Source organism: Microbacterium sp. 69-7, assembly GCF_001897985.1.
In the GTDB taxonomy this organism is placed as follows: domain Bacteria; phylum Actinomycetota; class Actinomycetes; order Actinomycetales; family Microbacteriaceae; genus Microbacterium; species Microbacterium laevaniformans.
In genome coordinates, this window is the sequence record NZ_MKRU01000106.1 from 14,579 (window position 1) to 37,126 (window position 22,548).

The 22,548-nt window shown below is 70.1% G+C and carries 20 protein-coding genes; 11 read left to right on the forward strand and 9 right to left on the reverse strand.

What is annotated here, in order from left to right; translation table 11 throughout:
- Positions 1 to 140: 140 nt before the first annotated feature.
- Together BGN98_RS13475 and BGN98_RS13480 are read right to left on the reverse strand one after the other, a co-directional pair.
- The gene (locus tag BGN98_RS13475; protein ID WP_036287055.1) at positions 141 to 1,031 is read right to left on the reverse strand and encodes an aldo/keto reductase; all 891 of its coding nucleotides are present in this window, start codon (positions 1,029 to 1,031) and stop codon (positions 141 to 143) included.
- Positions 1,032 to 1,132: 101 nt separating this feature from the next.
- Entirely contained in the window at positions 1,133 to 2,311 is a 1,179-nt protein-coding gene (locus BGN98_RS13480; RefSeq protein ID WP_036287040.1) for a sensor histidine kinase, read from the reverse strand.
- 72 nt (positions 2,312 to 2,383) lie between these two features.
- Here BGN98_RS13480 and BGN98_RS13485 point away from each other — a divergent pair, with 72 nt between their 5' ends.
- The 3 genes from BGN98_RS13485 (at position 2,384) to BGN98_RS13495 (ending at position 4,899) form a co-directional block, all read left to right on the forward strand.
- Positions 2,384 to 2,923, forward strand: coding sequence for a YaeQ family protein (locus BGN98_RS13485; RefSeq protein WP_036287038.1), 540 nt, complete (start codon positions 2,384 to 2,386; stop codon positions 2,921 to 2,923).
- Between the two features lie 206 nt (positions 2,924 to 3,129).
- The gene (locus BGN98_RS13490) at positions 3,130 to 3,849 is read left to right on the forward strand and encodes a VIT1/CCC1 transporter family protein (protein ID WP_036287036.1); all 720 of its coding nucleotides are present in this window, start codon (positions 3,130 to 3,132) and stop codon (positions 3,847 to 3,849) included.
- Between the two features lie 39 nt (positions 3,850 to 3,888).
- The gene (locus BGN98_RS13495; protein ID WP_288121673.1) at positions 3,889 to 4,899 is read left to right on the forward strand and encodes a tocopherol cyclase family protein; all 1,011 of its coding nucleotides are present in this window, start codon (positions 3,889 to 3,891) and stop codon (positions 4,897 to 4,899) included.
- Between the two features lie 113 nt (positions 4,900 to 5,012).
- Here the strand turns inward: BGN98_RS13495 and BGN98_RS13500 are convergent, their stop codons facing one another.
- On the reverse strand, positions 5,013 to 6,023 hold the full coding sequence (locus BGN98_RS13500) for an NADP-dependent oxidoreductase (RefSeq protein WP_036287033.1): 1,011 nt from the start codon (positions 6,021 to 6,023) through the stop codon (positions 5,013 to 5,015).
- A gap of 56 nt (positions 6,024 to 6,079) precedes the next feature.
- A complete protein-coding gene (locus BGN98_RS13505) occupies positions 6,080 to 6,466 on the reverse strand; it encodes a DUF1304 domain-containing protein (RefSeq protein ID WP_036287030.1) in 387 nt (128 codons plus the stop codon).
- Between the two features lie 75 nt (positions 6,467 to 6,541).
- Between BGN98_RS13505 and BGN98_RS13510 the strand changes: the two genes are divergently transcribed.
- The 6 genes from BGN98_RS13510 to BGN98_RS13535 all read left to right on the forward strand — a co-directional run bounded on the left by BGN98_RS13510 (position 6,542) and on the right by BGN98_RS13535 (position 13,034).
- Positions 6,542 to 7,135 (forward strand): TetR/AcrR family transcriptional regulator, encoded by a 594-nt coding sequence (locus tag BGN98_RS13510; protein WP_036287068.1) that lies wholly within the window; start codon positions 6,542 to 6,544, stop codon positions 7,133 to 7,135.
- Positions 7,136 to 7,342: 207 nt separating this feature from the next.
- Positions 7,343 to 8,893: an APC family permease gene (locus BGN98_RS13515; RefSeq protein WP_036287027.1), complete on the forward strand. Its 1,551-nt coding sequence runs from the start codon at positions 7,343 to 7,345 to the stop codon at positions 8,891 to 8,893.
- Between the two features lie 47 nt (positions 8,894 to 8,940).
- On the forward strand, positions 8,941 to 10,167 hold the full coding sequence (locus BGN98_RS13520) for a saccharopine dehydrogenase family protein (protein WP_036287025.1): 1,227 nt from the start codon (positions 8,941 to 8,943) through the stop codon (positions 10,165 to 10,167).
- A gap of 25 nt (positions 10,168 to 10,192) precedes the next feature.
- Entirely contained in the window at positions 10,193 to 10,888 is a 696-nt protein-coding gene (locus tag BGN98_RS13525) for an SDR family oxidoreductase (RefSeq protein WP_036287021.1), read from the forward strand.
- Positions 10,885 to 11,376: a hypothetical protein gene (locus tag BGN98_RS13530; protein WP_036287018.1), complete on the forward strand. Its 492-nt coding sequence runs from the start codon at positions 10,885 to 10,887 to the stop codon at positions 11,374 to 11,376. Before BGN98_RS13525 ends, BGN98_RS13530 begins: the two co-directional genes overlap by 4 nt.
- Before the next feature lie 143 nt (positions 11,377 to 11,519).
- Positions 11,520 to 13,034 carry an alpha-N-arabinofuranosidase gene (locus BGN98_RS13535; RefSeq protein WP_036287016.1) on the forward strand — a complete coding sequence of 505 codons (1,515 nt, stop codon included), beginning with the start codon at positions 11,520 to 11,522 and terminating at the stop codon, positions 13,032 to 13,034.
- 72 nt (positions 13,035 to 13,106) lie between these two features.
- Here BGN98_RS13535 and BGN98_RS13540 read toward each other — a convergent pair whose 3' ends face one another.
- The 4 genes from BGN98_RS13540 to BGN98_RS13555 are packed head-to-tail and all read right to left on the reverse strand — an operon-like array spanning position 13,107 to position 18,670.
- A complete protein-coding gene (locus BGN98_RS13540) occupies positions 13,107 to 15,440 on the reverse strand; it encodes a beta-xylosidase/alpha-l-arabinosidase (RefSeq protein ID WP_288121674.1) in 2,334 nt (777 codons plus the stop codon).
- Positions 15,441 to 15,445: 5 nt separating this feature from the next.
- Positions 15,446 to 16,354, reverse strand: a complete 909-nt coding sequence (locus BGN98_RS13545) for a carbohydrate ABC transporter permease (RefSeq protein ID WP_036286998.1) — start codon at positions 16,352 to 16,354, stop codon at positions 15,446 to 15,448.
- Positions 16,351 to 17,352: a carbohydrate ABC transporter permease gene (locus BGN98_RS13550; protein ID WP_036318437.1), complete on the reverse strand. Its 1,002-nt coding sequence runs from the start codon at positions 17,350 to 17,352 to the stop codon at positions 16,351 to 16,353. Before BGN98_RS13550 ends, BGN98_RS13545 begins: the two co-directional genes overlap by 4 nt.
- 28 nt (positions 17,353 to 17,380) lie before the next feature.
- The gene (locus BGN98_RS13555) at positions 17,381 to 18,670 is read right to left on the reverse strand and encodes an ABC transporter substrate-binding protein (RefSeq protein ID WP_036289706.1); all 1,290 of its coding nucleotides are present in this window, start codon (positions 18,668 to 18,670) and stop codon (positions 17,381 to 17,383) included.
- A 169-nt stretch (positions 18,671 to 18,839) separates the two neighbouring features.
- On the opposite strand from BGN98_RS13555, the gene BGN98_RS13560 reads away from it, so the two are divergent.
- Entirely contained in the window at positions 18,840 to 19,838 is a 999-nt protein-coding gene (locus BGN98_RS13560) for a LacI family DNA-binding transcriptional regulator (protein ID WP_288121675.1), read from the forward strand.
- 18 nt (positions 19,839 to 19,856) lie between these two features.
- On the opposite strand, the gene BGN98_RS13565 is transcribed toward BGN98_RS13560, so the two are convergent.
- Positions 19,857 to 21,053, reverse strand: coding sequence for an ROK family transcriptional regulator (locus BGN98_RS13565; RefSeq protein WP_036289708.1), 1,197 nt, complete (start codon positions 21,051 to 21,053; stop codon positions 19,857 to 19,859).
- Between the two features lie 112 nt (positions 21,054 to 21,165).
- Between BGN98_RS13565 and xylA the strand changes: the two genes are divergently transcribed.
- The gene (xylA, locus tag BGN98_RS13570) at positions 21,166 to 22,353 is read left to right on the forward strand and encodes a xylose isomerase (protein WP_036289709.1); all 1,188 of its coding nucleotides are present in this window, start codon (positions 21,166 to 21,168) and stop codon (positions 22,351 to 22,353) included.
- Positions 22,354 to 22,548 lie beyond the last annotated feature (195 nt).

Below are 22,548 nucleotides of genomic sequence, written 5' to 3' on the forward strand. Positions count from 1 at the left end.
TGGCACGTGCGCACGCGTGTCGTGAAAAATCAGCCGATGGTCGGGGGCGTTTCGACTCACGACTGTGCCGCCCGCTCAACGATCGGCTGGGGACGGCGGCTCCCGGTCGTTGAGCGAGCGCAGCGAGTCGAGACGCGGCGTCAGAGCTCGAGGCCGACCGCGGCGGAGCAGCGCGCCAGCTCGTCCGCGTCGAGCACGAGATCGGCGGCGCGCGCGGAGTCGGTGATGGATGCCGCGCGTCGCGCCCCCGGAATCGGCACGACGCGCGGGCTCAGGGAGAGCTCCCACGCGAGCACGACCTGCTGCGCGCTCACGGAGTGGGCCTCGCCGATCTCGCGGAAGACGCCGAAGCGTTCGCCCACCGTGCGTCCTGCCCCGCCGGTGCCGCCGAGCGGGCTCCACGGAAGGAAGGCGATGCCGTGCGCGTCGCAGTACCGCAGCTCGCCGAAGCTGCCCGGATACCGCGGCGAGAACTGGTTCTGCACACTCACGAGGTTGCCCGCGCCGAGCACCTGCTCGGCGATCGCGATCTCTTCGACGCTCGCGTTGGAGATGCCCAGTGCCCGCACGAGACCTTCGTCCTGCAAGGTCTTCAGGTTCTGCATGATCTCGCCGTACACCATCCACCGGTCGGGGCGGTGGTACTGGTAGAAGTCGATGACCTCGACACCGAGGTTCTCCATCGAGCGCTGCACCGCCGAGCGCAGGTAGCCGAGTGATCCGTCACGGCCGAAGTCCTTCTCGGCGGTGCGCGTGATGCCGCCCTTCGTTCCGACCAGGATGCCGCTCGTGTCGCCGTCCCACGAGGCGAGCGCGTCGCGCACGATGCGCTCGTTGTGACCCATCTGATCCCACGAGGGCGCGTAGATGTCGGCGGTGTCGATGAAGGTGACCCCGGCATCCAGCGCGGCGTGCACCGTCCCGATCGCATCGGCGCGATCGGGCAGCTCGTTGTCGTTGTTCATCGAGACCGGCATGGCGCCCAGCCCGATCGCGGAGACGGTGAACGGTCCGATCGTGCGCTGCTGCATGGGGTTCCTTCCGGTCGGTCGTACGACGACGTACGCGCTCCACTCTGCCGCATGCCTGCGCCCCCGGGGCCGCCCGGACGGTCCGGACGGTCCGGAGGTGGTCAGTCCGAGGGGAGGCTCACCCGCAGGCGCGCGCCCCCGAGCGCCGCGTCCTCGATGCCGATGCGCCCGCCGTGGGCCTGCACGATGCGCCGGGAGGTGGCAAGGCCCAGCCCGAGTCCGGGCACGTCTGCCGCATCGCCGCGCTCCATGATGTCGAACACGCGGTCGCGCAGCGGCGCCGCCACACCCGGACCGTTGTCGTCGACGGTGATCGCCCACCCCGTCGGCCCGTGCTGCGCGTCCAGCTCGACGACGGGCGCGACACCGGCGGCTGCCGCGAACTTGAGGGCGTTGGCGAGGAGGTTCTGCAGCAGCACCGCGATCAGCGCCGGGTCGCAGACGATGGCGTCGTCGGGATCGATGCGCACGGTGATGCGGGCATCGAACGCGGCGACGGCTCGTTCGAGGTCGGCGATCACGCCCTCCACGAGCGGTCCCAGCGCGACGCGTTCGCGGTGGGCCTCGGCGCCGCCCACCCGTGCATAGGCGAGCAGCTCGGTGATCATGACGTTCATCCGCGCCGCCGCGGCATCCGCCCGACGCAGCGCGTGGGTCGTGCGCGACCCGTCGCCGTCGTCCACGCCGTCCAGGGCGAGATCGATCTGGCCCATGAGAGCCGTGAGCGGGTTGCGCAGATCGTGGCTGATCTGACCGGCGAAGTGCGCGAGTTGATCGTTGGAGCGCTCCAGCTCGTGCGTCAGCCGGCGCAGCTCCAGCACCTCCACGGCCTGCCCGGCCAGCAGATCCAGGGCGGAGCTCTGCTCCGCGGTGAGGGTGCCGGCATGGTCGTCGAAGACGCAGAGCGTTCCGATCGCGACACCCGCCGGAGTGATGAGCGGGCTGGAGGCGTAGAAGCGGACACGGCCGCGTGCACCGGTCACAAAGGGGTTCTCGGCGAAGCGCTCGTCGATGCTCGCGTCGGTGACGAACACGTGCCGGGCGTCAGGGAGCACGACGGCGCACATCGAGTCCTCGCGCGTGCAGGTGCCCGGCTCGATCCCGACGGTCGCGACCGCATACTGGTAGCGGTCGTCGATGATGTTCACCGCGGCGCCGCCGGCGTGGCACAGCGTCCTCGCGAGCCGAGCCAGGCCTTCGAGGTTGGGCTCCGCCGGTGCGCCGACGATGCGGTAGTCGGCGATCGCCTCGCGGCGCGCAGCGGCGTCAGTGATCGGCATACGCGTTCTCTCCTGTCGGCTGCGACCAGGATAACGGCGGGCTCCGCCGCGGCGGGCACCTAGGCTGGACCCATGGCGACCGGCGCAGTGATGCACACCTTCGACGTGCAGGTGGCCGACATCGACCGCGGCGTGTACGAAGAACTGTCGCTGCGGATGGCGCAGCATCCGTCCGAGACGGGCGCGTTCATGGTGACGCGCCTGCTCGCCTACTGCCTCGAGTACGCGGACGGCATCGCGTTCACCGAGGGTGTTTCGGCCACCGACGAACCCGCCGTGCTGGTGCGGGACGTGACCGGGGCGATCACGGCATGGATCGAAGTCGGGGCTCCCGACGCCGACCGATTGCACCGCGGCAGCAAGCTCGCCGAGCGCACCGTCGTCTACAGTCACCGCGACCCGGCCAAGCTGCTGCCCCTGTGGGCGGGCAAGAAGATCCACCGCGCCGACGACATCGTGCTGCGAACGTTCGATGCCGGATTCGTGGATGCCGCCGCCGACGCCGTCGAGCGGCGCAACGCCGTCACCCTCTCCGTGACGGAGGCCCAGCTCTACCTCGACGTCAACGGAGCGAGCCTGTCGTCGGCGCTGCACGAGCACGCACTGGCCTGACGCGCCGCACCGCGCACCTCCGCAGGATCGTGCGTACTCCGCATCCATCGCCGCTGAGCGGTGCGGAGTTCGTCGCTTTCTGCGGAGTTCGTGACCGCGTGTCGGGGTTTCGACGCGCTGCGCCGGCTCCACGACCGGGCGGGGGGCGGGGTTCGCTTGGGCTTGCCTTGCTGGCGCGCCCGCGGCGGTCGGCATACGGTGACGGGATGACCGAGATGGAATCCTCGCATCCTGATGAGCCGCACCGCGGCGGCGTGGCGCAGCGACTGAACTGGCTGCGCGCCGGCGTGCTCGGAGCGAACGACGGCATCGTCTCCACGGCGGCGGTCGTCGTCGGCGTGGCCGGCGCGACGGCCGAGGTCATGCCGGTTCTGCTCGCCGGGTCGGCCGCCCTCGTCGGCGGGGCGATCTCCATGGCGCTGGGGGAGTACGTGTCGGTCTCCAGCCAGCGCGACAGCGAGCACGCCCTCATCGAGAAGGAGCGCAGGGAGCTCGCCGACGATCCGGAGGCCGAGTTCGTGGAACTGGTCGGTCTCTACCGTGAGCAGGGACTCAGTGAGGAGACGGCCACGCGCGTCGCGACCGAGCTGACCGCGCGCGACGCGCTCGCCGCGCACCTGTCGGCCGAGCTGAACATCGACCAGGACGACGTGGTGAGTCCGTGGCACGCCGCGTTCGCCTCGGCCGTCGCCTTCTTCGTGGGCGCTCTTCTGCCGATGGCGACGATCCTCCTCCTGCCGCATCCGGCGCGCCTCGTCTGGACGTTCGTGTCCGTGCTGCTCGCCCTCGCCGTCACCGGCTACCTCGCCGCCTGGCTGGGCGGCGCCAACCGCGGCCGCGCCATCATGCGGACGGTCATCGGCGGCGCGCTCGCGCTGGGTGCCACCTTCCTCGTCGGCACCCTCTTCGGCACCGCCGTCGGCTGACCCACCGCGTCGGCGTGCGCCCGGCGTAGGGTGAGCCGCATGCGGACTCCGATGGCGTATCTGCGCGGGGCCCGGCATCCCGAGGCTTTCCACGGCCGCGGCGCCGGGCGGCCGTTCTTCGAGGGCTGGTACGTCAAGCTCGTCTCCGCCGACCGCGCGCACCGGTGGGCCGTGATCCCGGGGGTGTTCCGCGGCGATGGCCGCGGCGACATGCCGGCAGACGAGGCCTTCGTCCAGGTGCTCGACGGTGTCGCGGGAAGGTCGTGGTACCACCGCTTCGACCTCGAGGAGTTCGCGGCATCCGACCGGCGGTTCGAGGTGCGCGTGGGCGCAAACACCTTCGATTCCGAAGGAGTGACCCTCGATCTGCCGCAGCTGCGGGGGCGGATCTCGTACGCCACACCCCTCCAGCCGTGGCCGGTGACGCTTCGCGAGCCGGGAATCATGGGCTGGTACGGGCTCGTGCCGTTCATGGAGTGCTTCCACGGCGTCGTGTCGTTCGGGCACGACCTCAACGGCACGCTGCAGGTCGAGGGCGAGCAGGTCGCGTTCGGCGGCGGGCGCGGCTACATCGAGAAGGACTGGGGCCAGGCGTTTCCCGCGGGGTACGTCTGGCTCGCGTCGAACCACATCGACCCGGTCGGCGGCGGTGCGACGGACGCTTCACTCGTGGCATCCGTCGCCATCATCCCGTGGCTGCGGGGCTCGTTCCGCGGCTCGATCGTGGGACTTCGCCACGGCGGTCGTCTGCACCGCTGGACCACCTACAACCGGTCCCGGGAGCGCAGCCTCACCATCGACGACGACCGCGTGGGGTGGAGCATGGAGGGTCCCGACGGGCGGCTCGAACTCGAGGCCGAGCGCGTGCGCGGGGGCCTGCTGCACGCGCCGCTGCGCACCGCGATGCGCCAGCGCGTGGAAGAGACGCTCGATGCCCGCGTGATCATCCGGCACACGGATGCCGCGGGGCGCGTGCTCCTGGAGGGCGTCGGCGCGTGCGCGGGGCTGGAGGTCTTCGGCGACACCGCGCGCCTGCTCGCCCTGCGCTGACCCGCCCCTCTGCGGCCTCACACGCGGATCGGGGTCGCATTCCGTCGTAACCAGCCTCAGCTGGCGACGCAACGCGACCCCGATTCTGCGGGTCTGCCCGGGTGAGCGGGCGATCAGATGCGCACGAGCATCTTTCCCGTGTTGGCGCCGCGCATCATGGACAGGAAGGCGTCGACGGTGTTCTCGATGCCGTCGACGATCGTCTCGTCGTAGACGATGCCGCCCTCAGCGAACCAGCCCGACATCTTCTGCTGGAACTCGGGGGCCAGGTGCAGGTACGCGGCGAGCGTGAAGCCCCGCATCGTGAGGGCGCGCGTGATCATGTTCGACATGTTGTCGGGACCGGGCCGGCGCTCGGTGCTGTTGTAGCCGGTGATGGCGCCACACAGAGCTGCTCGTCCGCCGTCGTTGAAGGCGTCGAGCGCCGCCTCGAGGTGGTCGCCGCCGACGTTGTCGAAGAACACGTCGATGCCGTCGGGCGCGGCCTCCGCGAGAAGTGTGCGCACATCTCCGGACTTGTAGTTGAAAGCGGCGTCATAGCCGTACTTCTCGGTCAGCAGGGCGACTTTCTCCGGCGTTCCGGCCGAGCCGATGACCCGCCCTGCGCCCAGGCGCTTGGCGATCTGGCCCACTGCGGTGCCGACGGCGCCGGCCGCGCCGGAGACGAAGACGGTGTCGCCGGGCGTGAGGTGCGCGATGGCGGTGAGTCCGACGTACGCGGTGAGCCCGGTCATACCGAGGATGTGCAGGTTCAGCGAGAGCGGCACCCCGGGAATCTCCGGGATGGCGCGGAAGGTCGCGGCATCGGCCTGGACGACGTCCGACCAGCCGTGCTGGTGCAGCACGACCGTGCCGACCGGCAGGTCGTCGGATGCCGAGGCCACCACGCGCCCGACCGCGCCGCCGGAGATGGTCTCGCCGAGCGCGTAGGGGGCGACATAGCTGCGGGTGTCGTTCATGCGACCGCGCATGTAGGGGTCGACGGAGACGAACTCGTTGCGTACGCGCACTTCGCCGGCCTGGGGGGCGCCGTAGGTGACCGTCGCGACGTGGAAGTCGTCGTGCGTGGGCCACCCGACGGGGCGGGCGGCGAGCTGGATCTGAGTGCTGGTGGCGTCTGTCATTCGTTCTCCTTGTGGGATGCGGATGGGGATGGGGTCGGGTGTGCGACGGGGGTGGGTCAGATGAGCAGGCCGATGGCGAGAGCCACCACCCCCAGGGTGGGGATGACGCCCTGCTTCAGGGCGGCGGAGGCCTTGTCGGGGCTGGACACCAGCAGCACCAGCGAGGCCGCGGTCATCGAGCCGGCGCCCGCGAAGACGAGAGCCGCACCCGCCGCGGTGGCACCGGTGGCGAAGAGGACGACGCCGATGGCGACCAGCACGGCGAGGAACAGGTTGTAGAAGCCCTGGTTGAAGGCCATCTCGCGCGTGGCCTGAGCTTCTTCGGCGCTGGTGCCGAACGTGGCACGGGCGCGCGGCGTGGTCCAGGCGATGGACTCGAGCCAGAAGATGAAGACGTGGATGAGCGCCGCGACGGAGGCGAGCACGAGACCGACGATGACCATGGGAATCCTCCTGTTTCTGAACTGACTGGTTCAATATATACTGAAACGGTCGTTTTAGAAAGTGAGGTGGATGCCATGGCCAGAACTCGGGAGTTCGATCGCCGCGCCGTCGTGCGCGCCGCCCGGCAGTTCTTCTGGGAGCACGGCTACGAGGACGCCTCGATCGCGGGGCTCGAGGCGGCGACCGGGCTCAACCGCTCCAGCATCTACAACGCATTCGACTCCAAGCGCGGCCTGTTCGACGCGGCGGTGCAGAGCTACCTCGACGAGGTCGTGCGTCCGCGACTCGCCCCGCTCGAGGCGGAGACCGTCGAGGCCGGGGCGCTCCGCGCGTACCTCAGCGGCCTCGCCGACGCCTTCGCCCGTGTCGGCTCGATGCCCGCCGCGCACGGCTGCCTGCTCATCAACGCCGCCGGAGCGCCCGTCGCGCGCGACTCCGACGTCGCGCACGTGATCGACGACTACCGTGCCGAGCTGCGGACCGCGATCGGCCGCGGCGTCGATGTCGCGGTGCCCGCGGCATCCGCCGCGCGCCGTGCGCGCCTCGCCGACGCCGTCACGGGGCTCGTCGTCGCGGCGTTCGCTCTCGTCCGCCCGTCGGCTCCCGAAGCGATCCGCAGTCTCGAGACCGCCGCCGCCCTAGTGGATGCCGAGGGCGCCGCCGACTGAGGGTGTCGGCGTTTCGACTCGCTGCGCTCGCTCAACGACCGGGGGCGGGGGTGCCGGCGGGCGGGGCGATGTACGCGGTGGCGGAGGGGGCGCCACAGATTCGCCCTCGCGTCGTGCGCGCGTGCGCATCGTGTCGTTCTAGTCTTCCCTCACCGCGTCACTGGGGACGACGGTGCACCCATGACGTTGCGAGGGCGGAGAAGAGCGATGAGCGACTTCGGCAGCACCACACCGATTCATCTGGAACGCGGCGACGGCAAGGGCCTCGCCGCCGGCACCCTGGGGCTGTGGGGGTCGACCGTCATCGGCCTGGCGTCGACGGCCCCCGTCTACTCCCTGGTCGCGACGCTCGGTTTCGTCGTGCTCGCCGTGGGGGCGCAGGCGCCGATCGCCTTCATCATCGCGTTCGTCCCGATGCTGTTCACGGCGTTCGCGTATCGCGAGCTGAACAACAAGATCCCCGACTGCGGCACGACCTTCACGTGGGGGACGAAGGCCTTCGGGCCGTGGGTGGGCTGGATGGGCGGCTGGGGCGTCGCGATCGCGGGCATGGTCGTGCTCGCCAACCTCGCGCAGATCGGCTCGATCTACTTCTGGGCGCTGTTCGGCATGGAACTCGAGAACAACGACTGGCGCATCATCCTCGTGGCCGTGCTGTTCATCGCATCGATGACGTGGGTGAGCTGGCGCGGTGTCGAGATCGGCGAGCGCATCCAGAACGTGCTGCTCGGCGTGCAGTACCTGGCCCTCGCGATCTTCGTCGTCGCGGCGCTCTGGGAGTTCTTCGCGGGCAACGCCCCCGCTCCCACCCCCTTCGACTGGAACTGGCTGAATCCGTTCGCGTTCACCGACTACCACGGTTTCACCGAGGCCGTGCTGCTCGCCCTGTTCATCTACTGGGGCTGGGACTCGTGCCTCGCGCTCAACGAGGAGACCAAGGACCCCAAGCGCATCCCGGGGCGCGCGGCGCTGCTGACCACCGTCATCCTGCTGTTCACCTACGTTTCGGTCACGATCGCCGCCATGATGTACGCGGGGCTCGGCGAGGACGGGCCGGGTCTGGCCAACCCCGACAACGCCGACGACTTCTTCCTCGCGATCAAGGACGGCCTGCTCGGCCCGTGGGGCTGGCTGCTCGTGGTCGCCGTGCTGATCTCGGCCGTGTCCTCGACGCAGACGACCATCCTGCCCACCGCGCGCGGCACGCTCGCGATGGGCGTCTACCGCGCACTGCCCGCGCGGTTCAAGGACGTGCACCCGGTGTACAAGACGCCGTCGTTCTCGACGATCGTCGGTGGCACCGTGGCCATCTGCTACTACCTCGGCATGACGCTGATCAGCGACAACATCCTGCAGGACTCGATCTCCTCGCTCGGCCTCGCGATCGCGTTCTACTACGCCATCACCGGCTACGCCTGCGTCTGGTACTTCCGCCGCGACCTTCGCAACTCCGCGCGTGAGCTGTGGGTCAAGGGCATCTTCCCGCTGCTGGGCGCCCTCATGCTGACCTTCGCCTTCGTGCAGTCCGCCATCGACATGTTCGACGTGAACTACGGCAACACGGTGCTGCTCGGCATCGGCGGCACCTTCGTCGTGGGCATCGGAGCGCTGCTCGTCGGCGTCGTGCTGATGTTCGTCTGGTACCTCTTCCCGCGCTCGAAGCCGTTCTTCCAGGGGCGCTCTCTGAACCGCGAGACCCCGGTGCTCGTTCCCGAGGAGCCCGGCGACATCATCCGCTCCATCGACGGCGGCATCTGACGACCGCGCCTGTCGGCATCCCCTTCCTCTCAACGACAAGGAATCTCATGCGTATCCTCATCGTCGGCGCCGGAGGCGTCGGCTCGGCCGCCGTCCGCATCGCCGTCCGCCGCGACTTCTTCGAGAAGCTCGTCGTCGCCGACTACGACCCGGCGCGCCCGCAGGCGCTCGTCGACGAGGTCGCCGACCCGCGCGTCGAGGCGGCCCAGGTCGACGCTTCGCGTGCCGATGCGGTGGCGGGGCTCATCGAGGCGCACGGCATCACCCACGTGCTCAACGCCGTCGACCCGCGCTTCGTCATGCCGATCTTCGACGGCGCACTCGCCGCCGGCGCCACCTACCTCGACATGGCGATGAGCCTGTCGACGCCGCATCCCGAGCAGCCGCACGCACTGCCGGGCGTCAAGCTCGGCGACGAGCAGTTCGCCAAGGACGGCCAGTGGAAGGATGCCGGTCGGCTCGCCCTCGTCGGCATCGGGGTCGAGCCGGGGCTGTCGGACGTCTTCGCCCGCTATGCCGAAGACCATCTGTTCAGCGAGATCGACGAGCTCGGCGTGCGCGACGGAGCGAACCTCGTGGTGGCCGGCTACGACTTCGCACCGTCGTTCTCGATCTGGACGACGATCGAGGAGTGCCTCAATCCGCCGGTCATCTACGAGAAGGACCGCGGCTGGTACACGACGGAGCCGTTCAGCGAGCCCGAGGTGTTCGACTTTCCGGGCGGGATCGGTCCGGTGGAATGCGTCAACGTCGAGCACGAGGAGGTGCTGCTGATGCCGCGCTGGACGAAGGCGAAGCGCGTCACCTTCAAGTACGGCCTGGGCGACGAGTTCATCGGCGTGCTGAAGACCCTCCACAAGCTCGGCCTGGACAGCACCGCGAAGGTCAACGTCAAGGGCGTGGAGGTTTCGCCGCGCGACGTGGTCGCCGCGTGCCTTCCCGACCCGGCGACCATCGGCGACAAGATGAGCGGCAAGACCTGTGCCGGCGTGTGGGTCACGGGAACCGGCGTCGACGGCCGCCCGCGCTCGACGTACCTGTACCACGTGGCCGACAACGAGGAGACGATGCGCGAGTACGGTTCGCAGGCGGTCGTCTGGCAGACCGCCATCAACCCGGTCATCGCGCTCGAGCTGCTCGCCACGGGGGTGTGGACCGGTACCGGCGTGCTCGGCCCCGAGGCGTTCGACGCGAAGCCGTTCCTCGACCTGCTCGCCGCGCCCGCGCCGACCGGTTACGGCTCGCCGTGGGGCATGGAGGACAGGGCGGTCTGAACCACCGCGGTGCGAGGATGGTCAGATGACCACCCACGTGATCACCGGAGCGGGCTCCGGCATCGGAAACCTCGTCGCCGAGCGGCTCGCGGCGCGCGGCGACCGCCTCGTGCTCATCGTCCGCGATGCCGCCCGGGCCGACGATCTGTCGCGCGCGTTCCCGGGCAGCGTCACCATCGTCGCCGACCTTGCGCACCCGGCTGCGATCGCCGACGCGATGCACCACGCTGATGCCGTCCCGGAGCGGATCGACAGCGTCATCCACGCCGCGGGCATCGTCGAACTCGGCCGCGTGGGCGATCTGCCGGTATCGGCGTGGGAGAGCCAGCTGGCCGTGAACCTGACCGCGCCCGCCGAGCTGACCCGGCTGCTGCTGCCGCGGGTGCGCGCTGCCCGTGGCCAGGTGGTGTTCGTCAACTCGGGCGCGGGTCTCACCGCGCATCCGCAGTGGGCGGCGTACGCGGCATCCAAGCACGGGCTCAAGGCCCTCGCCGACGCCCTCCGCGGCGAGGAGGCCGAGCACGGCGTGCGCGTGACGAGCGTGTATCCCGGGCGCACCGCCACCCCCATGCAGGCGGAGGTCCACGCGCAGGAGGGGGCGGACTACGACCCCGACCGGTGGATCGACCCGGCGTCGGTCGTCACGGCCGTGCTCACGGCGCTCGATCTTCCGCGTGACGCGGTCATCAGCGATCTGACCGTCCGACCCGGCCCGCGATGACCGACGAGGTCGCCGCCGGCGCCGACCAGCTCGACACCGTGCTCTCCGACGCCCGCCGTCGTCTGGCGGGATCGCCGCGCGAACGTCTGGGTGACTGGGCCCACAGCCGGCGGCTGCTGGGCTTCGGCCGCGCTCCGCGGATCGTGCCGGTCGACGAGGCGTGGCACGTCGGTGTGCTTCTCATCGCGGATGCCGAGGTCTATGCCACCGGCGAGATCCTCCGCGCCCGCGCCGAGGCGGTCCGCGGCTACACGGCGGAGGCGCAGCGCGCCCGTTCGGAGCGTGCGGCCGCGGCGGCGCGCGGCGGGTTCGTCGACGGCGAGGTGCTGCACCTGGGTGCGACGCAGATCGACCTCGACGCCGTGCGCCGGGGTGAGCGCTCCGGGCCGTTGGTGCTCGTCGACGGCATCCCGCTGGTGACGTGGACGGCGGCCGGCGTGCGTCGGCCGCTGGCCGACTACCTCGACGACCAGCTCTCGCTGCGCTGACGCGGCTGCGCTGCCGCACGGTGCGCCGCTGGTTCTCGCCCGTCGCGGCGCGCTCGGTGCCGCGGGTCCATATTTGTTGTCATGTGAAACATATTGGTGCGAGGATGGGAGGGCGGCGGAGCAGCCGCAGAACGGGAGCCGTCATGACCATCGCTCGCGCCGCCGTCGACCTCGACGTCACGGGTCCGCAGATCAGCCGCCACCTCTACGGGCACTTCGCCGAGCACCTCGGCCGGTGCATCTATGGCGGCTTCTGGGTGGGGGAGGACTCGCCGATCCCGAACGAGCGCGGCATCCGCCTCGACGTCGTCGAGGCCCTCCGCCGCCTCCACGTCCCGAACCTGCGCTGGCCCGGCGGGTGCTTCGCCGACGAGTACCACTGGCGCGACGGAATCGGGCCCCGCGATGAGCGCCCGACGATGGTCAACACCAACTGGGGAGACGTCGTCGAGAACAACGCCTTCGGCACCCACGAGTTCATGGATCTGTGCCACATGCTCGGCGCCGAGCCGTACGTCAACGGCAACGTCGGCAGCGGCACCGTGCAGGAGATGAGCGAGTGGGTCGAGTACCTCACCCGTTCGGGCGACAGTCCGATGGCACGCCTGCGCCGGGCGAACGGTCGCGACGAGCCGTGGCGGGTGCCGTTCTGGGGGCTCGGGAACGAGGCGTGGGGGTGCGGCGGCAACATGACGCCCGAGTACTACACCTCCCTCGCCCGGCGCTACGCGACCTTCTGCAGGGAGCACGACGGCAACACCCTCACCCGTATCGCGGCCGGCGCCGCCGACGACGACGTGCGCTGGACGCACGCACTCATGGCGTCGGCGATGTCGACGAACGCCCCCGACCCGCAGCGCTCGCCGTTCCAGGCGATCTCGTTCCACTACTACACGCACGCCGGCACCGGCATCCAGAAGGAGTCGGCGACGGCGTTCTCGCGCGACGAATACGTACGCACGATCGGCAAGGCCTACGAGATCGAGCGCGTGATCCGCGCGCACGAAGCCGTCATGGACGCCTACGACCCCGAGCGCACCATCGACCTCGTCTGCGATGAATGGGGCACCTGGTGGAGCGTGGAGCCGGGGACCAACCCCGGCTTCCTCTTCCAGCAGAACACGGTGCGCGATGCGCTGGTCGCCGGCATCCACTTCGACGTGTTCCACCGCCACGCTGCGCGGCTGCGCATGGCGAACATCGCGCAGACGCTCAACGTGCTGCAGGCGATGATCCTCACCGACGACGACGGCGGACTCGTGCTGACCCCGACCTATCACGTGTACGAGATGAACGTCGGCCACCATGATGCGCTGTCGGTGCCCGCACACGTCGTGTCGGCACCGCGGGTGGGAGTCGACGGGGCCGACCTGCCGGCGCTGTCGCTGTCGGCATCCATGAAGGACGGCGCCGTGCTCGTCTCGCTCACGCACGTCGGCGTCGACGACGCGCTGCCCGTCGAGATCGACCTCCGCGGTCGCAACGCCAGGGTCGTGCGCGCCCGCGTGCTGACCGGACCGGATGCCGCGGCGCACAACACCCCGCAGGCGCCCGACACGGTGCGCCCGGTGCCGTTGGAGGCCACGGTGGAGGCGGGTGTCCTGCGCGTCGATCTGCCGCCGCACGCCTTCGCGACCGTCGAGCTCGCCCTCGACTGATCGCGCGGAAGAACGGCCCGCCCCGGGAAGGGGCGGGCCGTCTGGTCGAGTGGCGGAAGAGGCGAAAGACCGCTACTCGACGTGTGTGCCCACGATGCGGGCATCGGCGGCCGTGACCGGGTGCACGTCTCCGGTGAGGGTGACGGTTGCGACGCTCTCGCGGTCGGCCACCGACTCCCCGGCCCAGAGATCGACGCGGCCGGGCTCGACGATGCGGATGCCGCGCCGGTCGGTGAACGCCAGGCGTGCGGTCGGAACCTCGAAGTGCACGCGCGCGCTCGCTCCCGCCGCGAGCGTGACCCGGGCGTATCCGAGCAGCTGGGCGACCGGTCGGACGACGCTGGCGTGCACGTCGTGCGCGTACAGCTGCACGATCTCGGTGCCGGGGCGGGAGCCGGTGTTGGTCACCGTGACACTCACCGGCAGAACGCCGCCGGCATCGACCTCGGCCGGCGCTGACAGGTCGGTACGGGTGAACGTCGTGTAGCCGAGTCCGAACCCGAACGGACGCACCGGCGCGCTGTCGGCGCTGGTCACATCGCTGTTGCCGCCCAGGATCGGATGCAGGTACGAGAACGGCTGCGCGCCGGCCGAACGCGGCAGCGAGACGGGCAGTCGGCCCGAGGGTGAGACCGCACCGGACAGCACACGCGCGATCGCGACACCGCCCTCCTCGCCCGGGAAGAACGCCTGCACGACCGCGCGCGGCCGCGCATCGGCGTCTGCGTCCAGGGCCCACGCGAGCGCATAGGGTCGGCCGGTCACGACCACGAGCACGACCGGGGTGCCCGTGGCGACGACGGCGTCGACGAGCTCGCGCTGCACGCCCGGCAGCTCCAGGCTCTCCGCGTCGTTGCCCTCGCCCACGGTGCCGCGTCCGAACAGGCCGGCGCGGTCGCCGACCACGACGATCGCGACATCGGCGGATGCCGCGGCATCCACCGCGGCGCCGAAGCCCGACCGGTCCTCGCCCTCGACCTCGCAGCCCGCGACAGAGACGATCGCGGCGTCGGGCAGCTCTGCGCGCAGCGCCTCGACGACCGTCGGGATCGCGAAGCCGTATGGCGTTCCCGGGTGATGGGCCAGCACGTGGTTGGCGAACGAGTAGCAGCCCATCAACGCCGAGGCGTCGTGGCCGTTCGGGCCGATCACCGCGATGCGTGCCGGACCGGCCGTGCCGGTGGACAGCGGCAGCGTGCCGTCGTTCGACAGCAGCACGAGCGAGCGCTCCGCGAGCTCGCGCGCGACCTCACGGTGCGCCGGCGAGTCGAGGTCGATCGCGGTCGGAGGTTCGCTCTCGTCGGGATCGAGCAGCCCTAGCCCCTCCTTCTGCGCGAGCACGCGGGCAAGCGCCCGATCGACGAGCGCCTCGTCGATGCGGCCGTCGCGTAGCCCGGCGAGCAAGGGAGCGGCGTAGGCGTCGCCGCTGGGCAGCTCGACGTCGATGCCGGCGGTCAGCGCCAGGCGTGCCGCCTCGGTACGGTCGGCGGCGACGGCGTGCATCGTCTCGAGGAAGGCGATCGCGAAGTAGTCCGAGACGACCACGCCGTCGAAGCCCCACGTTCCGCGCAGCAGGTCGGTCAGCAGCCGCGGGTCCGAGGCCACCGGAACGCCGTCGATATCGGTGTAGGAGTTCATCACCGAGCGTGCGCCGCCGTCGCGCACCGCCATCTCGAACGGCGGCAGGAACACGTCGGCGAGCTCACGCGGACCGGCGTGGACGGGCGCGTGGTTGCGGCCCGCCTGCGAGGACGAGTAGCCGACGAAGTGCTTCAGGGTCGCGTGCACCCCGGCATCCTGGATGCCGCGCACGTAGGCCGTGGCGATCGTCGCCACCGCGTAGGGATCCTCCGAGATGCACTCGTCGACACGCCCCCAGCGGGGATCGCGGATGACATCGAGCACGGGGGCGAGGGTCTGGTGCGCGCCGAGTTCTCGCATCGATTCGCCGATGAGGCGTCCCATCCTCTCGACGAGCTCGGGGTCGAACGCCGCGCCCCACGCCAGGGGCGTCGGGAACGTCGCCGCTCTCCAGGCCGCGAGCCCCGTCAGCGACTCCTCGTGAACGATCGCGCGAATGCCGTGACCGGATGCCGCGGCGAGACGGCGCTGCTCGTTCCACAGCCAGGCCGCGCGTTGCGCGGCATCCACGGGCCTCGTGCCGTAGACGCGCGTGAGGTGGCCGAGGCCGTGTGCCGACGCCCGCTCGTAGCGGTCGGAGGGCGTCGCTTCGCCGGCCAGCATCTCGCCGGCCATCGGCGCGACCACCTCGTCGCCCTGGTCGACCCAGAAACCGGTCAGCTGCGCCACCTTCTGCTCGACGGTCATCGCGGCCATGAGCGCGGCCACCCGGGGGGAGACCGGCTCGGCGAGCGGCTGGTGGAGGGGGGAATCGGAGATCGTCATACGGATCAGCCCTTCACGGCGCCCGTGAGGCCGCCGACGATGCGACGCTCGAACAGGCTGAAGAACAGCAGTGCCGGGAGCATCGACAGTGAGGTGAAAGCCAGCACCTTGGCGGTGTCGACCGAGTACTGGGAGGAGAAGGCCTGCACGCCCAGAGGCAGCGTGAAGCTCGCCTCGTTGTTCAGGATGAACAGGGGGAGCAGGTAGCTGTTCCAGCTGCCGATGAACGCGAGGATGCCGACCGTGATGACGCCGGGCACCGACAAGGGCAGCACCATCCGCCAGAAGAAGCCCAATCGGCTGCAGCCGTCGATGAACGCGGCTTCCTGGATCTCGTCCGGGATCGCCCGCAGGAACGGCACGAGGATGATGATCGTCGTCGGCAGCGCGAACGCGATCTGCGGAAGGATGATGCCGGCGAGCGAGTTCATCAGGCCGAGGTCACGGATGACGATGTACAACGGCGTGATGGCGACCGTGATCGGGAACATGAGACCCGCAGCGAACAGCGCATAGAGCGCGCCGCGCCCGCGGAACGGATACCGCGCGATGACGTAGCTGGCCATGAGCCCGAGTGCGACCACTCCGGCGGTGGTCGCACCGGCGGCGATGATCGAGTTGAGCACCTGACGCCAGAACTGCGGCCCGGTGAGGACGTTCAGGTAGTTCTGGACGTTCCACGGATCGGGCCAGCCGGCGGGGTCGACCGTGATCTGCGAGTTGCTGCGGAACCCGCCGATGATGATGTACAGCACCGGCGCCAGCATGAGGGCGATCACGACGAGAGCGATGAAGTACACGAGCGGACTGCCCCAGGGCAGCCGCTCCTTCGTGCGGCGCGGACCCCGTCCGCGGTGTCCTGCGGTGGCCACCGTGGCGGTGGAGACGGGGGTGTCGACGGTGAGCGCGCTCATCGGGTCTTCTTCCCTTCGGTGATGGCGCCGGCCGTGTCGCGACGCAGCACGAAGCGCTGGTAGATGAGGGCGACGACGAGCGAGATGACGAAGATGACGACGGCGACGGCGTTGCCGAAGCCGAAGTTGCCGGCGTTGCGGCCGTTGACCACCATGTAGGTGGCCATCGTGGAGGTGCCAGCCGTCGAGGCGACGTACTGGCCCCAGATGATGTAGACGAGGTCGAACAGCTGCAGGGCCCCGATGATCGAGAGGAACGCCCAGATGCGCAGCGTGGGGGCCAGCAGCGGCAGCGTGATGCGCCAGTGGGTCTGCCAGTAGCCGGCGCCGTCGAGCGCCGCCGCCTCGTAGAGCTCCTCGGGGATGCCCTGCAGTCCCGCGAGGAAGAGGATGACGGCGAAGCCGACGTACTTCCACGTGAGGATGGCCATCAGCGTCCAGATGGCGATCGCCGGGTCCGAGATCCAATCGTGGGCGAGGGCGCCCAGCCCCCAGTTCTCCAACAGGCCGTTCACGGCGCCCTGCGTCTGCAGCATGAGGCCGAAGCCGGTGCCAACGACGACCTCGGCGATGACGTAGGGCACGAAGATCAGCACGCGGATGAGGGACTGCCCCCGCATCCGACGGTTGAGCAGCAGAGCCAGCAGCACCGCCACCGGACCCTGCAGCACGATCGAGGCGATCACGATGAAGCCGTTGTGCCCGAGGGCCTCGAGGAAGGTCGGGTCGGTGAGGATCGTGACGTAGTTCTGCAGGCCGACGAAGTCGGTGGGCGTGCCGTAGCCCTGCCAGCGGAAGAAGCCGTAGTAGGCCGCCATCGCCACCGGGAAGATGACGAAGCCGAGGAACATGATCAGCGCCGGCCCGACGAGCAGCGCGATCTCGAATCTCCCGGCCCAGCCCAGTCCACGGGGACGGCGGCGCGGCGTGGGCGGGGGCGGCGTCACGCCGCCCCCGCCGTGCTGCGCGAGATCCGTCTCCGGGTCGGTGACGGCCACGGAGGTCTCGCGAAGGGACACGATCCGATCAGCCCTTCTTGGCCGCGTCGGTGACCGATTGGATCATCTGCTGCGGGTTGCTCTTGCCCGCGAGCAGATCGACCACGGCGACGTTCAGCGCGTTGCCGACGTTCTGGCCGAGGACGGTGTCGAGCCACTGCGACACGAAGGGGGCCTTGTTGTAGGCGGCGAGGACCTCCTGCAGGTAGGGCTCCTTGACCGCCGCCTGCGCCGTCTTGTTGACGGGCGGGGCGCTGAAGGCCGCGTAGTAGGCCTTCTGCTGGTCGGCCGAGGCGATGAAGTTGAGGAAGTCGGCGCACTCCTTCGGAGCCTTGACCGAGCACGAGTACCCGTCGACGCCGCCCATCATCGAGCCCGGTTCGCCCTGGCCGCCGGACAGCTCGGGGAACGGGAACCATGCCAGGTCGGGCAGCGGCTTCTCGTCGGGGGTGAGGGAGGCGATCACGCCCGGGTCCCACGCGCCCATGAGCTCCATCGCGGCCTGGTGGTTGGCGACGAGACCGGCAGAGCTGCCGGCGCCCTGCTGGGCGCTCGTGGTCAGGAAGCCGTCGTTGAACGGCTGGGTCGCGGCGAAGTCGTTCAGGTCTTCCGCGGCCTTCAGCCAGCAGCCGTCGCTGAAGTCCTTGGTGTCGCCGGTCTTCTCGATGGTCTGGGCGCTGCACTCGCGGAGGGCGAAGTTGTAGTACCAGTGGGCGGCCGGCCAGGCGTCCTTCGCGCCGAGCGCGATGGGTGCGACGCCCGCGGACTTCAGCTTGCCGACGGCCGACTCCAGGTCGGTGATGGTGGTCGGCGGCGTCGTGATGCCCGCCTTGGTGAACAGGTCGGAGCTATACCAGAAGCCGCTCGGCAGCACCGCCAGCGGCATGGCCCACACCTTGTCCTGGTAGGTCTCGGCCTTGAAGGAGCCGTCGGAGATCTCCGACTTGGCGGTGTCGCCGATCTTGTCGGTGAGGTCCATCAGCTGACCCGCCTGCACCATCGCCGCGAGCTTGCCGCCGCCGCGCTGCAGGAAGATGTCGGGAGCGTCGCCCGCGTTCAGCGCGGTCTGCAGCTTGCCGTCCATGTCTTCGTTCTGCACGGACTGCATCGTGATGGTGACGTTCGGGTTCTCCTTCTCGAAGGCCGCGATCGCGTCCTTCCAGAACTGCTGTCCGGGACCGGTGGTCGAGTTCTGCCAGAGCGTCATCTCGACCTTGCCGTCGGCGTTGGTCCCGCCGGATCCGCCGCTGCAGGCGCTCAGACCGAGCGTGCCCGCGACCAGGAGCACCGCTCCGGTCAGGATCTTGTTCGCCTTCATGTGATTCCTGTCCTCCTCATTGAGCCTCACCCCGGTCATTCGGGGCACGGAGCATTCCGGTGAACGGGTTCAGGCCGGAATGTGCACCAGTGTGTCCATTTGTTGTCAACAACGTCAAACGTTTTCAAAAACCTTTTCAATAACGTTTCCGTCCCCATAGGATCGCCCCGTGAGTCGCAGAGCCACCATCCATGACGTCGCCGCCGCCGCCGGAGTGTCGGTCGCCACGGTGTCCAAAGCGGTCAACGGGCGGTATGGCGTCGCCAGTGCGACGGTGTCGCGCGTGCTGGATGCCGTGGCCGAGCTCGGCTACGAGTCGAGCCTCGTCGCCAGCAGTATGCGCTCCCGCCGGACGGGGGTCGTGGGCGTGCTCGTCTCGGACTTCGAGCCGTTCAGCGCGGAGGTGCTCAAAGGCGTCGGTGCGGCACTGAGCAGTCATCGCTATGACCTGCTGGCGTACGCGGGAGCACGCGACAGCGACCCGCAGGGGTGGGAGCGGCGCTCGCTCAGCCGCCTCAGCGGAACGCTGATCGACGCGGCGATCATGGTGACCCCGACCGTGGTGGGTGTGAACGCCGACGTCCCGATCGTCGCGGTCGACCCGCACGCCGGCCGCGTCGACATCCCGTCGGTCGAATCCGACAGCCTCGCCGGCGGACTCGAGGCGACGACACACCTGCTCGAGCTCGGGCATCGGCGCATCGGGTTTCTCGCGGGGCGGCCCGAACTGCGCTCGTCGGAGATGCGCGAGGCGGGTTACCGCCGCGCGCTGCGTCAGGCCGGCATCCGCTTCGACCCGGCCCTCGTGGCCGTGGGCATGTACGACCCCGACACGGTCCGTGTCGTCGGGCGTGCGCTGCTGCAGCAGTCCGACCGGCCCACGGCGGTGTTCGCCGCCAATGACCGCACCGCGCTCGGGCTCATCGAGGTGGCGGGGGAGCTGGGACTGGATGTGCCGGGCGACCTGTCGGTGATCGGATTCGATGACATCCCCGAAGCCTTCCTCACGGCGCGTCCGCTCAGCACGGTGCGCCAGCCCATTCAGCGCCTCGGCGCCGAGGCCGCACGGATGCTGGTGACGATGCTCGCCGGGGGAACCCCCGAGGCCACGCACCTCGTGCTTCCCACGCGGCTCATTCCGCGCGCGACGACCGCACCGCTGCGCTGAGCGCGGGGATGCCGGGGGTCAGCCCGCGTCAGGCAGCGCGCCAGGCAGTGCATCGAGGGGGTCGGTGAGCAGCGCGTCGAAGGCGATCTCAGCCGCGCCCACGAGCAGGCGGTCGGGGCCCAGGTCGGCCGCACGCAGGTGCAGGTCTTCGACGTTCATGGCCATCGCCTGCTCGCGGACGGCGCTCTGGAGGGCCTCGGCATCCTGGTCGAGGATCGTCGCCAGGAAGCCGCCGAGGATGACGGTCGACGGGTTGAGCACGTTCACGGCGTTCGCCAACGCCGTCGCGAGAATGCGGCGCTGTCGTTCGACCTCCGCGGCGACCTCCACGCTCCCCGAGGTGCGGATCGCCTCCTCGAGCGTGGGTTCGTCCGCGCTGTGCAGCCCCACGACGGCGAGCAGGCGCGAGCGACTCACCTCGTCTTCCAGAGTGCCCTGCGCGCCCGAGCGACGATCCGCCGGCTGTGCGATGCCCGGCCTGTTCTGGCCGAGCTCGCCGGCGTAGCCGCCCGCGCCGCGCACGAGGTGTCCGCCGATCACCAGGCCGCCGCCGATGCCGCTTGCGCCGCCGTTGACGTAGATCAGATCGGCGACGCCGCGACCGGCTCCGTAGCGGCTCTCGGCGAGGGCGCCGAGCGTCGCGTCGTTGTCGATCGCCGTCGGCAGGCCCGTGGCCTGCGCGAGCTCGTCGCGCAGCGGGGCGTCGGTCCAGTCGAGGTGCGGGGCGCGGCGCACGAGGCCATCGGCGGAGCGCACCAGCCCGGGCACCGCGATGCCGATGCCGACGATGCGGTGCGAGGCGAGCACCCCCGTGCGCCAGCGTTCGACCACCTCGGCGGTGAGCGCGGTGGCCTCTTGGGGGGTGAGCAGTCCGGCGAGCTCGATGCGCTCGCGGCACACGATCGTGCGATCGAGTCCGATGGCGGCCACGGTGAGGGCGTCGACCTCGGGATTGACCGCGATGGCGACCACGTCCGCGGCGGCCGCGACCGACGGTGAGGGCCGTCCCACGCGCCGGTGCATCTCGGGGGCGCCCTCGGTGGCGAGGCCCGCGCTGACGAGGTCGGCGACCAGCGCGCCGACCGTGGACCGGTTCAGACCGGTCGTTTCGGTGAGTGCCGCGCGCGAGAGGGGGCCGTCTTCGTGAACGAGCCGCAGCACGCGGGAGAGGTTGGCGCGCCGAACGCCTTCGACGGTTCCTTCTGCGCGTGCCACGCGTCCACCCTAGAGGCGCGGATGCCGGGCGTCGCGGTAGACGACGGGTGCGTCGTGGTATAGGTTGCTGTCAACAACAAACCTCCCACCCGGGAGACCGCGAAGGAGCGTCATGACCACCCCGACCCCCGCCGACAAGTTCACCTTCGGTCTCTGGACCATCGGCTACAACGGCACCGACCCGTTCGGCGGCCCGACCCGTCCGCCGCTCGACGTCGTGCACGCGGTCGAGAAGCTCGCCGAGCTGGGGGCGTATGGGCTGACCTTCCACGACGACGATCTCTTCCCCTTCGGCTCCAGCGACGCCGACCGTCAGCACCAGATCGACCGTCTCAAGGGGGCGCTGGACGCGACGGGACTGAAGGTGCCGATGGTCACGACCAACCTCTTCAGCGCCCCCGTCTTCAAGGACGGCGGCTTCACTTCGAACGACCGCGACGTACGCCGCTTCGCCATCCGCAAGGTGCTGCGCCAGATCGACCTCGGAGCCGAGCTCGGCGCGCAGACGTTCGTCATGTGGGGCGGTCGCGAAGGCGCCGAGTACGACTCCGCGAAGGACATCCGCCAGGCGCTGGAGCGCTACCGCGAAGCCGTCAACTTCCTCGGCGACTACGTCGACAGCAAGGGCTACGACATCCGCTTCGCGATCGAGCCCAAGCCGAACGAGCCGCGCGGCGACATCCTCCTGCCGACGGTCGGGCACGCCCTCGCCTTCATCGACTCGCTCGAGCGTCCCGAGCTCGTGGGCCTGAACCCCGAGGTGGGCCACGAGCAGATGGCCGGCCTGAACTTCGCCGCGGGCATCGCCCAGGCGCTCTACCATGGCAAGCTCTTCCACATCGACCTCAACGGTCAGCGCGGCATCAAGTACGACCAGGACCTCGTGTTCGGCCACGGCGACCTGCACAACGCGTTCGCGCTGGTCGACCTGCTCGAAAACGGCGGCCCGAACGGCGGCCCGGCCTACGAGGGACCGCGCCACTTCGACTACAAGCCCTCGCGCACCGAGGACGAGACCGGCGTCTGGGACTCGGCAGCCGCCAACATGCGCACGTACCTGCTGCTGAAGGAGCGCGCGGCCGCTTTCCGCGCCGATCCGGAGGTGCAGGAGGCACTTGCCGCTGCGCGCGTGGCCGAGCTCGCTCAGCCGACGTTCGCCGAGGGCGAGAGCTACGACGACTTCGTGGCCGACCGCTCCGCCTACGAGGACTTCGACACCGACGCCTACCTCGGCGGCAAGGGCTTCGGTTTCGTCCGCCTGCAGCAGCTGGCCACCGAGCACCTGCTCGGCGCCCGCTGACCCCGGCATCCGCTCGACCGCCCCGCCCGCGAGACACCACGTCCGCACCGAGACCCCCGCCGCACGCCGGTGTCTCGGTGCGGATCCGGTGTCTCGGCGGGTGGTGGCGGTCCACCGAGAGAGGATGCCGACATGGCACTCGTCATGGGCGTCGACTCGTCGACGCAGTCCTGCAAGGTCGTCATCGTCGATGCG